Here is a 12,975-nt window from a genome sequence, read left to right as displayed (position 1 = left end):
GGGCCCAGCCCGCCGTGACAAGGGAGTTCACCGGTCGCCGGCCTCGGTCTCCAGCAGCTCGTTGAGCAGCGCGTGCCGGCCCGACAGCTTGGCGGTCAGCAGCTGGCGGGCCGCGCGCAGCAGCTCGGCCACGTCGCCGCCGGACAGCGCGTACACCACGGTCGAGCCGTCGCGGCGCGCGGTGACCAGCTCCGAGCGGCGCAGCACGGCCAGGTGCTGCGACAGTCCCGCCGGCTCGACCTCGATCGCGGCCAGCAGGTCCCGCACCGGCATCGGTCCGTCCTGGAGCAGCTCCAGCACCCGGATGCGCACCGGGTGCCCCAGCAGCCGGAACAGCTCGGCCTTGGCCTCGTACAACGGCACCGACATCCGTGCGCGTCCTTCTCGTTCGTCCTGCGACCTGGCGGCCCCATTAAAGGCGAAATTGCGAAATTTCGCAATTTGCTGACCAGGCCGACCAGGCCGCCCAGACCGCCGGGTGCCGGCGTCAGCCCTTCTTCGCCCAGTCGCCCAGCGACCAGTCACGGACCTCCGGCATGTCCTCCAGGTGCTCGACCACGTACGCCTCGTGCTCGGCGAGCTTGCGCTCGCACCAGGCCATCAGGTCGCTGGCGCCGCGCGGCAGCCGCCGGGCGTTGTTGATGGCGTCCATGACCAGGTGGTAGCGGGAGGCGCGGTTGCGCACGGTCATGTCGAAGGGCGTGGTGGTGGTGCCCTCCTCGATGAAGCCGCGCACCCGGAACCGGTCGGCGTCCGGACGGCCGTGCACCAGCTGGTGGATGGCCCCCGGGTAGCCGTGGAAGGCGAACACGACATCGACGGTGTCGGTGAACAGCTCGGTGAACAGGGTGCCGCTCATGCCGTGCGGGTGGTCCTTCGGCCGCATCAGCGTCATCAGGTCCACGACGTTGACCACGCGCACCTTGAAGCCGGGCAGCCGCTCCTTGAGGATCTGCGCCGCCGCGACCGTCTCCATGGTCACCACGTCGCCGGCGCAGGCCAGCACGATGTCGGGGTCGGTGGCGCCGTCGTCGGTGCCGGCCCAGTCCCAGATCCCGGCGCCGCGGGCGCAGTGCTCGACCGCCTGGTCCATGCTGAGCCACTGGAGCTGCGGCTGCTTGTCGATGACGATGAGGTTGATGTACGAGCGCGAGCGCAGGCAGTGGTCGGCCACCGACAGCAGGCAGTTGGCGTCCGGCGGCAGGTAGACGCGGGCGACGTCGCCGCGCTGGGTCAGCACGACCTGGATCAGGCCGGGCCCCTGGTGGGAGAAGCCGTTGTGGTCGTTGCGCCAGGCGGTCGAGGTCAGCAGCACGTTGAGGCTGGGCACCTTGGCCCGCCACGGCAGCCGGCTCGCCTCCTGCAGCCACTTGCCGTGCTGCACCGTCTGCGACGCGCTGACCATCGCGAACGCCTCGTAGGTGGCGAACATGCCGTGCCGGCCGGTCAGCGTGTAACCCTCCAGCCAGCCGTGGCAGTTGTGCTCCGACAGCACCTCCATGACCCGCCCGTCGCGGCCGATCGCCACGTCGTCGGCGGTGACGCGCTCGGCGAAGGCGCGGCCGGAGACCTCGAACACGGCGCCCAGCCGGTTGCTGTTGGTCTCGTCCGGGCAGAACAGCCGGAAGGTGTCGGGGTTGTCGCGGTACACGTCCCGCAGCAGCTCGCCCAGCCGGCGGGTCGACTCGGCCCGGACCCGCGCCGGGCTCGGCACCTCCACGGCGTAGTCGCGGTAGTCCGGCAGCGCGAGGTCGCGCGTGAGCAGGCCGCCGTTGGCGTGCGGGCTGGCGCTCATCCGCAGGTCGCCTCGCGGCGGGAGGCCGCGCACCAGGTCGCTCGGCGCGCCCTCGGCGTCGAACAGCTCCTCCGGCCGGTACGAGCGCAGCCAGCTCTCCAGGATCGCCAGGTGCTCCGGGTTGTCGCGCACCCCCGACAGCGGCACCTGGTGCGAGCGCCACGTGCCCGCCATCTGCACGCCGTCCACCTGCTCGGGGCCGGTCCAGCCCTTGGGCGAGCGCAGCACGATCAGCGGCCAGCGCGGACGGGTGCCGTCCCACTCGCCGGTACGGGCGGCCTGCTGGATCGCCCGGATCCTGCTCCACGCCTCGGTGAGCGTGGCGGCGAAGCGGTGGTGCATGCCCGGCAGGTCCGCGCCCTCCACCTCCAGCACGTCGTAGCCGTGGCCCTCCAGCAGCCGGCGCACCTCGGCGGGGTCCTTGCGGGACAGGACGGTGGGGCCGGCGATCTTCGCGCCGTTGAGGTGCAGGATCGGCAGGACGGCGCCGTCACGCTCCGGGTTGAGGAACGACACGCCCTTCCACGACCCCTCCAGCGGGCCCGTCTCGGCCTCGCCGTCGCCCACCACGGCGACCGCCAGCAGGTCGGGGTTGTCCATGACGGCGCCGAAGGCGTGCACCAGCACGTATCCCAGCTCGCCGCCCTCGTGGATCGAGCCCGGCGTGGTCACCGAGACGTGACTGGGGATGCCGCCCGGGCTGGAGAACTGCCGGAACAACCGCAGCAGGCCGGCCTCGTCCTGGCCGACGCGCGGGTAGATCTCGCTGTAGGTCCCCTCCAGGTACCCGGCGGCCACCAGCGCCGGCCCGCCGTGCCCGGGCCCGGCGAGGTAGATCGTCTGCTGGCCGGTGTGCCGGATCAGCCGCGACACGTGCGCGTAGATCAACGACAGGCCCGGGCTGGTGCCCCAGTGGCCCAGCAGCCGCGGCTTGATGTGCTCAGGCGCCAGCGGCTCGCGCAGCAGCGGATTGCCCTGGAGGTAGATCTGCCCGACGGTGAGGTAGTTGTTCGCCCGCCACCAGGCGTCCAGCTGCTCGACCTCGGCGGCGTCCGGGGCGGCCAGTCTCCGCAGCATCTCCTCACCGACGACCTTGCGAACCTGCTCATCCGTAACTGCGGTCACGGCCGTGTTCCTCTCTCAGTGGTTCTGGTGCGACAACGACAAAAGCGGTCAAGTCCCGGCGCCGGCCAGGGCCAGGCCGATGAGGACGATCGCGTAGACGATGTGCTCGTCCAGGAACGGGTTGGTGGTCAGGGGCAGCTCGGCCGCCCACATCAGGAGCAGCATCGCGGTGCCCGCGCCGGCCGCGATCCGGGTGCCGACGCCGAGCGCGTGCTCGCCGGTGCCCTTGAGGAAGCCGGTCGTCGGGCTGCCGCCGTTGATCCAGGCCTTGGCCGCCGGGGTGGCGAAGCCCCAGCCGAAGGTCTTGTCCAGGAAGGCCCACAGGAAGACCCAGCCGATCGCGATCCGGGCGATCGCCCAGACGTGATCGACGGGGTTCCGCTCCGCCTTGCGCACACCGGCGTGCGTCACGGGCCTGTTGACGGTGGTGGCCATGGCGGGCCTTCCTTTCCTGTTCGACGTCTCCCATCCCACCGTGCGGGGATGTTCGCGATCAGTGCCGTACGACCCGGCGCGGAAGGACCTTGGTCATCACCGGGGGCGCCGGCCCGGCGGCGACACTTCGGCGACGGCCGTAACAACCGGCGGGCAGGGTGGGGACATGACTGTCACCGCCTCCGCACCGGCGACCGGCAGGGCCCCGCTGATCGCGCTCTGCCTCGGCTACTTCCTGGTCATCCTGGACGTCACCGTGGTCACCGTGGCGATCCCGGTGATCGGCGGCGAGCTGCGCGCCGCCCTGCCGGTCCTGCAGTGGATCGTGGACGGCTACACGCTCGTGTTCGCCGGGCTGCTGCTCGTGGGCGGCGGGCTCGGTGACCGGCTCGGCGGCCGGCGGGTGTTCCTGGCTGGGCTGGCGGTGTTCACCGCCGCGTCGGCCGGGTGCGGGCTGGCTCCGTCGGCGGGCGTGCTGATCGCGGCCCGGCTGGCGCAGGGCGCGGGCGCGGCGCTCATGGTGCCGGCGTCGCTCGCGCTGCTGCGGCACGCCTACCCCGACAGCGGGGCGCGGGCGCGCGCGTTCGGCGTGTGGGGGATGGTCGCCGGGCTGGCGGCCGGGGCGGGGCCGGTGCTGGGCGGGGTGCTGGTCGCGGCGGCCGGGTGGCGGTCGGTGTTCTTCGTCAACGTCCCGTTCGGGCTGCTCGGCCTGGTCCTGACGGCCCGCTGCGTGCCCGCGCCCGCCGGGGCGGGCCGGCGCGGCGGGCTCGACGTCGTGGCCCAGCTCACCGGGGCGGCCGCGCTCGGCGGGCTGACGTGGGCGCTGATCGAGGCCGGCGGGCGCGGCTGGGGCGCTCCCCCGGTGCTGGCCGGCCTGGCCGGGTTCGCGGTGGCCGCGCCCGCCTTCGTGCTGCTGGAGCGGCGGGCGCGGGCGCCGATGGTGCCGCCGGCGCTGTTCCGCGAGCGGCGCCTGTCCGCGCCGGTGGCCGTCGGCCTGCTGCTCAACCTGGGCTTCTACGGGCTGCTGTTCGTCGTGCCGCTGTACTTCCAGCGGGTCGTGGGGCTGGGCGCGGCGGCGACGGGGGCGGCGATGTTGCCGATGGCGCTGATGCCGATGATCTCCTCACCGCTCGGGGGGCGGCTCGCGGCGCGGGCCGGGGTGCGGGCGCCGATGGCGTACGGGCTGGTCATCGGCGGGGCCGGGCTGCTCGGCTGGCTGGCGGCCGGCCCGGGGACCGGCTACTGGGCGCTGGTGGCGCCGCTGGTGCTGACCGGGTTCGGCACCGGGTTCACCATGCCGGCGGCGACCGCGGCCGTCATGGAGGCGGCGCCGGCCGCGCTCGGCGGGGCGGCCTCCGCGGTGCTCAACGCCGCCCGCCAGACCGGCAGCGCGATCGGCGTGGCCCTGGTCGGCACGTTCGTCGCGGACGGGGGGCTGGTGGCGGGCCTGCACGGGCAGGCGGTGGTGGGCGGCCTCGCCTTCCTGTCCGCCGCGGCCCTCGCCCTGGTCGCACTCAGGACGAACTGTAGCCGTCCCACTACTTAACGTTGTCGGGGCAGGTGGTGACAATGGGAGGCGACACGACACGCCGAGGAGGGGGCAGGCCATGGAGGTCATCGGGGTGGGCATGGGCCGCACGGGGACGCTCTCCCTGAAACACGCGCTCGAACGATTGGGCTTCGCCCCCTGCTACCACATGGTCGAGATCCAGCGGGAGCCCGAACGGGGCTCGGCCTGGCTGGACGCCACGCGCGGCGAACCGGTCGACTGGGAGCGGGTCTTCCACGGCTACCGGGCCACCGTGGACTTCCCCGGCCGTTCCTTCTGGCGCGAGCTGACCGCGCACTACCCGCAGGCCAAGGTGGTGCTGACGGTCCGCGACCCGCGGCAGTGGTACGACAGCGCCATGGCCACGATCTACAACCCGGCCAACGCGCCCGAGCCCGGCCCGATCGACCAGGTGTGGCGGCTGCGCTTCCGGCACGACTTCGGCTGCGAGCCGCGGGACGCCGACCGGGTGATCGCCGGGTTCCGGGCGCACACCGCGGCCGTCCAGGGGGCCGTGCCGGCCGGCCGGCTGCTGACGTACGAGGTGGGGCAGGGCTGGGAGCCGCTGTGCGCCTTCCTCGGCGTGCCGGTCCCGGCCGAGCCCTTCCCGCACCTCAACGACCGGACCAGCTACCCGCCCCCGGGCTCCGCCGGCTTCCCCGCCTGGTGACCCGCCTGGTGACCCGCCTGGTGACCCGCCTGGAGAACGTCAGCCGAGAAAGCCGAGGAGCCGCCGCGCCGTCTCGGCGGGAGCCTCCTCGGGCAGGAAGTGACCGCAGTCGACGGCCGCCCCGCGCACGTCGCCGGCCCAGGCCCGCCAGATCTCCAGCGGCTCGTACCACTCGGCGACCGGCCCGGCCGCGCTCCACAGCACCAGCGTCGGGCAGGCGACGCGCCGTCTGCCGCGGTCGGCTTCGTCGTGCTCGCGGTCGAGCGTCGCGGCGGCGCGGTACTCCTCGCACACCGCGTGCACCCTGGCGGGGTCGGCGAACTGCGCCGCGTACGCCGCCCGCACGTGCGGCGGGAAGACGTCCGGCGCCCGCGACCAGGTGTCGAGCATGTGGTCCACGAACACGCCGGGCGCCGCCGCGATCAGCCGCTCCGGCACCGGCTCGGGGGCCGCGAGGAAGGACCACACCCAGTAGCCGAGGGCGAAGCGCCGGTCCGCGCGGGCGAAGGCCTCCGCCGTGGGCACGATGTCGAGCACGGCCAGCCGGGCGACCGCCTCGGGATGGTCGAGCGCCATCCGGTACGCGCACCGCGCGCCCCGGTCGTGCCCGGCCACGGCGAAGCGGGCGAAACCCAGCGCGCGCATGACCTCCACCTGGTCGCGGGCGAGGGCGCGCATGGCGTAGGGGGCGTGGTCGAGCGTGCTCGGCGGGGTGCCGCTCGCGCCGAAGCCGCGCAGGTCGGTGGCGACCACGGTGAACCGCTCGGCCAGCCGGGGCGCCACCCGGTGCCACATGAGGTGCGTCTCGGGCATGCCGTGCAGCAGGAGGACGGGCGGCCCCGCCCCGGCGCGGACGCCGTGGATCGTCGTGTCGGACGTGGCGACGTCGAATTCCTCGAACCCTTCCAGCACGCCACGCAGTCTGCCACCCGGCCACGACAGTTCCCGCGCCTGGCCGGGAGGGCCTTCCCCGGCGGGCGACGCTCAGGCTCCCTTGGCGGCGCGGCCGAGCCGCAGGGCCGAGATGAGGAAGAAGACGCCGCCGGGGATGGCGTAACCGGCCGCGTTGGCCAGCGTGGGGGCCGCCGCGGAGGCGCCGGCGACGAAGAACGCGCCGGCGAGCACGGAGATCCCGCCGCTGACGATCATCGGCCACTGGCCGCCCATCGCGCGGCGGGTGACGCCCACGACGAGCTGGACCAGCCCGGCCACGATCGCCCAGACGCCCCACACGCGCAGCACGGCCGGGATGCCGGACGCGCAGGCGACGGCCACGCCGGCGGCGGCGACCAGGCTGATGGCGATGTTCGCGTACAGCAGGGCGGGTGACCCGGCGGCGCGCGAGGCGCGGGCGTCGACGACGGCGGCGGCCACGTCGAACAGCGTGTAGAGCACGAGCAGGGTGACCGCGAGGGGGCCCAGGTGCGCGGCGGTCGTGAACAGCGCGAGGGCCCAGGCGACGGCGAAGGCGAACCGGACGAAGTACAGCCGGCGCAGGGCGGACGCGGTCCTGGAGATGCCGGGTGAAGCGGCGATGGCGCTCATGGAGATCCTTTGTCGGGATGGCGAGGTAGACCGAACGTTCTGTCTTGCCTCAGCATGGCGACGCGGCATCGGCTCTGTCAAGACCGAACGTTCTCCCTACTAAGATGGGCGGCATGCCCAGCCCCACCGGAGCCCGGCCGTCGCAAGCGCGGTCCCGGCTGCTCGCCACGGCCACCCGGCTCTTCTACACGGAGGGCATCCACGCCGTCGGCATCGACCGCATCGTCGCCGAGGCCCAGGTGACCCGGGCCACCCTCTACCGGCACTTCCCCGGCAAGGAGGACCTGGTCCTCGCCTACCTCGACGAGGTCGACCGGGCCATGCGCGGCCAGGCGGCGGGGGCCGTCGCCGCCGCGCTGCCGGCCGCCGGCACCGTCCGGGCCCTCGCGGAGGCCATCGCCCAGGGCATCCGCTCCCCCGGCTTCCGTGGCTGCGCCTTCCTCAACGCCGCCGCCGAGTACCCCGACCCGGCGTCCCCCGTGCGCCAGGCCGTGCTCGCCCACCGCCAGTGGTTCCTGGACACCGTCACGGACCTGCTGGCCCAGGTGCGGCGGACCGGCGCCGAGCCCGCCGCCCGCCACTTCGTGATGTTGCGCGACGGCGCCATGGCCGCCGGCTGCCTGTTCGACCCGGCGCTGGTCGGCGAGACCTTCCTGCGCGGGGTCGACGGCCTCCTGCAGGCCCACGCCGCCACCGGCCGCGCGCAGGAGGCCGGCTAGCTAAGCGAGGGCGCGGACGGCGGCGAGGCAGCGCTCCACCGCGGCCCTCGGCGCCATGGCGTAGGTGCCGTCGCCGAACAGCTCGAACGTCATGAGCCCGGCGTACCCTCGCCGCTCCAGCGCCTCGAGGTAGCCCGCCAGCGGCAGCTCGCCGTCGCCCCAGGCCAGGTGCCCGGCGGGCCGGCCGTCGATGAGGTGCACGTGGCGGACGAGGCCGCCGAGCGCGTCGAAGTAGTCGTCCACGCCCTCCCCCGCCACCGCCATGGCGACGGTGTCGAGGACGGCGCCCAGGTTCGGCGCGCCGATCTCGCCGATCAGGCGGGCCAGCGTCCGCGCGTCGTTGACCAGGTTGGACTCCACCCGCTGCAACGCCTCCAGCACGCAGGTGACGCCGAGCGTGGCCGCGTACGCGGTGATCTCGCCGAGCGCGTCGGCCGAGCGCCGCCAGGCGTGCGCCACCGGCTCGTCCTCGAAGCCGCGCCCCGGCGTGAGCAGCAGCAGCTCCGCCCCCAGCTCGGCGCAGAGCTCGGCGGCGCGCCGGAACATCGCCACGCTGCGCGCCCGCAGGCGGGTGTCGGGCGAGGCCAGGTTGACCGGGTACATCACCTGCTCGGGCGTCAGGCAGGCGACGGTCAGGCCGCGCGACTCCGCGCGGCGGCGCACGGCCCGCGCCTCGGCGTCGCTCACCTCGGGCACGTGCAGGTGCGGCGCGATGCCCCACAGCTCCAGCCGCTCGCGGCCGAGCCCGGCCATGTCGTCGAGGAACCGGTCGAACGGCAGGTGCTGGTAGGCGAAGTTCGACCCGGTGAAGCGGTCCATCGTGACTCCTTACTTGCCGATGCCGTCGGCGAGGCCCTTGACGATGTAGCGCTGGCCGAGGAAGAACAGCAGCACCACCGGCAGCGCGGCGATCACCATCCCGGCGAAGACGACGGGGTAGTCGGTGCCGTGCTTGCTCATCAGGCTCGTCAGCCCGACCGGCAGGGTCTGCACCCCCGAGCCGCTGGTGAAGATCATCGCGAACAGGTACTCGTTCCAGGTGAACAGGATGTGCAGCAGCACCGTCGAGGTGAGGATGGGCTTGCACATCGGCAGGATGATCCGCCAGAACGCGGTCCACCGGCCCGCGCCGTCCATCTCGGCCGCCTCGTCCACCTCGCGGGGCAGGTCGATCATGTACGCCCGGATGAGGAACGTGGTGAACGGGATGCGGAAGGCGGTGTAGAGGATGAGCAGCGCCCAGAACGTGTTGTACAGGCCCAGCGACTGGAACAGCCGCACCAGCGGCACGAGCGCCACGGTAGGGGCGAGCATGAGCCCGCCGAGTACGGCCGCGGTGAGCGTCCGGTTCAGCGGGATGTCCACGCGGGTCAGCCCGTACGCGGCCCACGCGCTGATGAAGACGGTCGCCACGGTCGAGGTCAGCGTGACCAGCACGCTGGTGCCGAGGTAGCCGCTGACGCCGCGGTTCCACGCCTTGGCGTAGTTGTCGAAGCTCCAGTCGAGCGGCAGCGCGAACGGGTCGCCGAACAGCTCGGCGTTGGTCTTGAACCCGTTGAGCGTCATCCACAGCAGCGGGTAGAGCACGACCACGGCCAGGGCCAGCAGGAACGCCCACATGAAGACGCGGGCGATCACCCCGAGGAAGCTCAGGCGCGTCACCATTCCACCCTTCTCCTGCGGGTGACCCAGAGCTGCGCCACCGCGACCGCCAGAGTGATCGCGAACAGCACGGTCGCGATCGCCGCCGCGTAGCCGAAGTTGTTGCGCACGAACCCGCTGCGGTACAGCCAGGTGCCGAGCACCTGGGTCGAGTTGTTGGGCCCGCCGGCCGTCATCACCATGACCTCGTTGAACACCTGGAACGCGCCCGACAGCGTGACGATCGCCATGAGGCCGGTCATCTCCCGCACGAGCGGCACCGTCACGTGGAAGAACCGGCCGACCGGGCCGACGCCGTCGATGGCGGCGGCACCGTAGATCTCGCCCGGGATGCGCTGGATCGCGACCGCGAACAGCAGCGTCGAGTAGCCGAAGCCCTGCCACTGGCTCATCGCGATGATCGCGGACATGGCGGTGCTCTCCTGGCCCAGCCACGCCTGGGCGAGCTCGCCGAGCCCGGCCGCGCGCAGCGCGTGGTTGAGCGGGCCGAGGTTGGGCTCGTACAGGAAGTAGAACAGCAGGCCCGCGACGGTCAGCGAGATCGCCGAGGGGATGAAGTAGATCGCCCGCAGCGCGCGCTGCCACCGCTCGCTCCGCACGCTCTCGATGAGCGCGGCGAGCAGCAGCGCGCCGAACACCTGGAAGACGATGGAGACCGCCGCGTACAGCACGTTGTTGCCCAGCGACGACCAGAAGACCGGGTCCTCGGCGAGCTTGGTGTAGTTGCCGAGGCCGACGAACTCCTGGCCGCCGCTGTAGATGTCCCACTTCGCCGTGCTGAACTGCAGGTTCTGCACGAGGGGCAGGTAGACGAAGACCCCGACCAGCACGAGGGCGGGCAGGACCCAGGCGAGCCCGAGCGTCCTTCGCAGGGTGGCGCGCACGCGAGCTCCCTACTTGGCCGATTCCGAGGCCTGGCGCACGCTCTCGAGCACCTTCTCGGCCGTGGTGCCGCCGCTGATGAGCGCCTCGCCGCCGGCCAGCCAGGCGTCCGCCACCTCGGGGACGGTGACGGTGTCGAGCCAGATCGCCAGCTTGGGCGCCTTGTTGACGAGCTGGACGCCCTCGTAGACGGCCTTGCTGGAGGTCTCCGGCGTGACCGCGCCGACGACGGTGCTGGGCTGCCCGTACGGCGGCGCCGACAACGTCCTGGCGTTCTCCTGGGAGGTGACGAACTTCATGAAGTCCACCGCGAGCGCGACCCTGGGCGACCTGGCGTTGACCAGGTAGCCCTCGGGCGAGCCCTCCAGCACCGCGCCGTCGCCCGGGGCGTTCCGCGGGACGGGAAGCTGGAAGATGCCGAAGTCGTCCGGCTTGACCTTGTCCGACGTGGCGTTGTCGAACTCCAGGATCTCCTGGTAGTACATGGCGGCCTTGCCGCCCGCGAACGCCTCCTGGGCGGAGCTGTAGAGCACGCCGTTGGTGCCCTCGCGGGTGTCGGTGCACTGGTCGACCAGGGTCTTGAACTGGTTGAGCGCGGTGACGTAGCCGGGGTCGTCGAGCTTGGCGGTGGCCGGGTCGAAGTCGGCCTGCAGCGTGGCGTCGGGCACGTTGTAGGCGAAGAGCTGCTGGAGGTAGTGCAGGGCGGGCCAGCCGTCCTTGTTGCCGAAGGCGACGGGCTCGTAGCCGGCCTTGCGCAGCGGCCCGCAGGCGGCGACGAGCTCCTCGAACGTCCTGGGCACCTCGACGCCCGCCTTGGCGAAGGCGCTCTTGCTGTAGCCCATGAACTTGCCGTTGCCGTAGAGCGGGATGCCGTAGTACTTGCCGTCGCGGGCGAAGGCGGCCAGCGAGCCGGGGCTGAAGGTCTTGCCCCACGCGGTGTCCGGGCCGATGACCGCGCTGAGGTCGGCCGCGCGGCCGCCGCGGATGTAGTTGTCGGCCCAGTTGCCGGTCCAGGTGAAGTAGATGTCGGGCAGCGCGTCGGAGGCGGTGAGCGTCTTGAGCTTGTCCTTGACGCTCTGGTCGGTCTCCTGGATCAGCTCGAACTTCACCTGCGGGTGCTGCTTGGCATAGGCGGCGGTGAGCTTCTCGAAATAGGGGCCCGTCGGGTCGCCGGCGAACTTGGTGAGGATGCTCAGCGTGCCGGAGAACTCCGGCGTGGCGGCCGCGTCGGCTTTGGGGGCCTGGGCGGCTCCGCCACCGCCGCAGGCGGCCAGGGTGAGTGTCCCGAGGAGTGCCGCGAACGTCGGCAGGGCGCGAGGGCGCATGGGCTTCCTTTCTTCTGCCGGCAAGCCGTGCGTGATGTTGGCCGACCATACAGCCACCCTGATACCGGTACCAGACCCATCAGCCAAGATCTTTCGTTCGTTAGCCTTGCGTGACCTGACGGCTGCCTTGAAAGAGCAGCTCAAGCCCAGTGCGAGAAGGGCGGATGTTGACGCGGGACGGAGCGCTGTGCCAACGTGACCCCGACGTGATACCGGTATCAGGTCCCGTTCTGAGGACGCCGGGAATCCCGGAAAGGATGCGAAGATGCTCGGATTCGACGAGCCGGAATTTCTCTCCCAGGTGGCCAGCGCGGTGGCCCTGCGCCCCAGGATCGAGGAGCTGGTCGACCGGCTCGTGGACGAGGGGTTCGACACCCTGCTCCTCGTCGGGGCCGGCGGCACGTACGCGCAGATGTGGCCGTACGAGCACCTCGCCCGGCGCAGCTCTGCCCTCGACGTGCGCGCCGTGATCGCCGCCGAGCTGGTCGCCTCGGGCGACGCCCGGCTCAACGAGCGCACCGTGGCGCTGTTCACCTCGGTCTCCGGCACCACCGAGGACTGCGTGCGGGCGATGGAGTTCTGCAGGTCGAAGGGCGCCTACACGGTCTCCTTCACCGGCCACCCCGACTCCCCGGTCGCCGAGAAGGCGGACACGGCGCTGATCTCGAAGCCCAAGACCTGGCCGTTCGACTTCCAGCTCCTGCTGTTCGTGGGCCGGCTGCTGGCGCGCCGCGGCGAGTTCGACGGCTACGACAGGCTCGCCGGCGAGCTGGCCGGGATCCCGGAGATCCTGGTCGAGGTGGCCAGGCAGGCCGAGCCGGTGGCCGCCGCCTTCGCCGACGCGCACAAGGACAGCGACTACTACTTCCTCATCGGCGGCGGCAACCTGTGGGGGTTCACCTATCTCTACTCGATGTGCATCCTCGAGGAGATGCAGTGGCTGCGCACCACCCGGGTGCACAGCGCCGAGTTCTTCCACGGCTCGCTCGAACTGCTGGAGGAGGACACCAGCGTGCTCGTCTTCCAGGGCGAGGACGAGACCCGCGCCCTCACCGACCGCGCCGAGTCCTTCGCCAGGCGCGTCTCCAAGGACGTCACGGTCTTCGACACCCGCGACTACCCGCTCACCGGCATCAGCCCCGAGTTCCGCGGCCTGCTCGCGCCGCTCGTCCTCGACACCGTCATGAGCCGGGTCAGCAAGCACCTGGAGCGCGTCCGCGGCCACTCCCTCGACCTGCGCCGCTACTACCGGGTGATGGACTACTGAG

The 12,975-nt window shown here is 72.3% G+C and carries 13 protein-coding genes; 4 read left to right on the top strand and 9 right to left on the bottom strand.

Annotated elements, in window-relative coordinates:
• Nucleotides 1–27 precede the first annotated feature (27 nt).
• The 3 genes from MF672_RS32370 to MF672_RS32360 form a co-directional block, all read right to left on the bottom strand.
• On the bottom strand, nucleotides 28–369 hold the full coding sequence (locus MF672_RS32370) for an ArsR/SmtB family transcription factor (protein ID WP_242380321.1): 342 nt from the start codon (nucleotides 367–369) through the stop codon (nucleotides 28–30).
• A 118-nt stretch (nucleotides 370–487) separates the two neighbouring features.
• Nucleotides 488–2,872 carry a phosphoketolase family protein gene (locus MF672_RS32365; protein ID WP_242380328.1) on the bottom strand — a complete coding sequence of 795 codons (2,385 nt, stop codon included), beginning with the start codon at nucleotides 2,870–2,872 and terminating at the stop codon, nucleotides 488–490.
• A gap of 96 nt (nucleotides 2,873–2,968) precedes the next feature.
• The gene (locus MF672_RS32360; RefSeq protein ID WP_242380319.1) at nucleotides 2,969–3,355 is read right to left on the bottom strand and encodes a DoxX family protein; all 387 of its coding nucleotides are present in this window, start codon (nucleotides 3,353–3,355) and stop codon (nucleotides 2,969–2,971) included.
• Between the two features lie 166 nt (nucleotides 3,356–3,521).
• Here MF672_RS32360 and MF672_RS32355 point away from each other — a divergent pair, with 166 nt between their 5' ends.
• Nucleotides 3,522–4,901 (top strand): DHA2 family efflux MFS transporter permease subunit, encoded by a 1,380-nt coding sequence (locus MF672_RS32355; protein WP_242380317.1) that lies wholly within the window; start codon nucleotides 3,522–3,524, stop codon nucleotides 4,899–4,901.
• A gap of 61 nt (nucleotides 4,902–4,962) precedes the next feature.
• Nucleotides 4,963–5,574, top strand: coding sequence for a sulfotransferase family protein (locus MF672_RS32350; RefSeq protein ID WP_242380315.1), 612 nt, complete (start codon nucleotides 4,963–4,965; stop codon nucleotides 5,572–5,574).
• 39 nt (nucleotides 5,575–5,613) lie between these two features.
• On the opposite strand, the gene MF672_RS32345 is transcribed toward MF672_RS32350, so the two are convergent.
• The gene (locus MF672_RS32345) at nucleotides 5,614–6,486 is read right to left on the bottom strand and encodes an alpha/beta fold hydrolase (RefSeq protein ID WP_242380313.1); all 873 of its coding nucleotides are present in this window, start codon (nucleotides 6,484–6,486) and stop codon (nucleotides 5,614–5,616) included.
• Between the two features lie 72 nt (nucleotides 6,487–6,558).
• Nucleotides 6,559–7,119 carry a hypothetical protein gene (locus MF672_RS32340; protein ID WP_242380311.1) on the bottom strand — a complete coding sequence of 187 codons (561 nt, stop codon included), beginning with the start codon at nucleotides 7,117–7,119 and terminating at the stop codon, nucleotides 6,559–6,561.
• A gap of 113 nt (nucleotides 7,120–7,232) precedes the next feature.
• On the opposite strand from MF672_RS32340, the gene MF672_RS32335 reads away from it, so the two are divergent.
• A complete protein-coding gene (locus MF672_RS32335; RefSeq protein ID WP_242380309.1) occupies nucleotides 7,233–7,838 on the top strand; it encodes a TetR/AcrR family transcriptional regulator in 606 nt (201 codons plus the stop codon).
• Here the strand turns inward: MF672_RS32335 and MF672_RS32330 are convergent, their stop codons facing one another.
• The 4 genes from MF672_RS32330 to MF672_RS32315 are packed head-to-tail and all read right to left on the bottom strand — an operon-like array spanning nucleotide 7,839 to nucleotide 11,707.
• A complete protein-coding gene (locus MF672_RS32330) occupies nucleotides 7,839–8,657 on the bottom strand; it encodes a sugar phosphate isomerase/epimerase family protein (RefSeq protein WP_242380307.1) in 819 nt (272 codons plus the stop codon).
• A gap of 9 nt (nucleotides 8,658–8,666) precedes the next feature.
• Nucleotides 8,667–9,503 (bottom strand): carbohydrate ABC transporter permease, encoded by an 837-nt coding sequence (locus tag MF672_RS32325; RefSeq protein ID WP_242380305.1) that lies wholly within the window; start codon nucleotides 9,501–9,503, stop codon nucleotides 8,667–8,669.
• Nucleotides 9,497–10,384: a carbohydrate ABC transporter permease gene (locus MF672_RS32320; RefSeq protein ID WP_242380303.1), complete on the bottom strand. Its 888-nt coding sequence runs from the start codon at nucleotides 10,382–10,384 to the stop codon at nucleotides 9,497–9,499. The genes MF672_RS32325 and MF672_RS32320 overlap by 7 nt, the downstream gene beginning before the upstream one ends.
• A gap of 9 nt (nucleotides 10,385–10,393) precedes the next feature.
• Nucleotides 10,394–11,707: an ABC transporter substrate-binding protein gene (locus MF672_RS32315; RefSeq protein WP_242380301.1), complete on the bottom strand. Its 1,314-nt coding sequence runs from the start codon at nucleotides 11,705–11,707 to the stop codon at nucleotides 10,394–10,396.
• Nucleotides 11,708–11,972: 265 nt separating this feature from the next.
• On the opposite strand from MF672_RS32315, the gene MF672_RS32310 reads away from it, so the two are divergent.
• On the top strand, nucleotides 11,973–12,974 hold the full coding sequence (locus tag MF672_RS32310) for an SIS domain-containing protein (RefSeq protein ID WP_242380299.1): 1,002 nt from the start codon (nucleotides 11,973–11,975) through the stop codon (nucleotides 12,972–12,974).
• The last annotated feature ends 1 nt before the right edge of the window (nucleotide 12,975 follow it).

It is taken from the genome of Actinomadura luzonensis (assembly GCF_022664455.2).
Classification (GTDB): domain Bacteria; phylum Actinomycetota; class Actinomycetes; order Streptosporangiales; family Streptosporangiaceae; genus Nonomuraea; species Nonomuraea luzonensis.
This window is presented reverse-complemented; position numbering and strand designations above follow the sequence as displayed.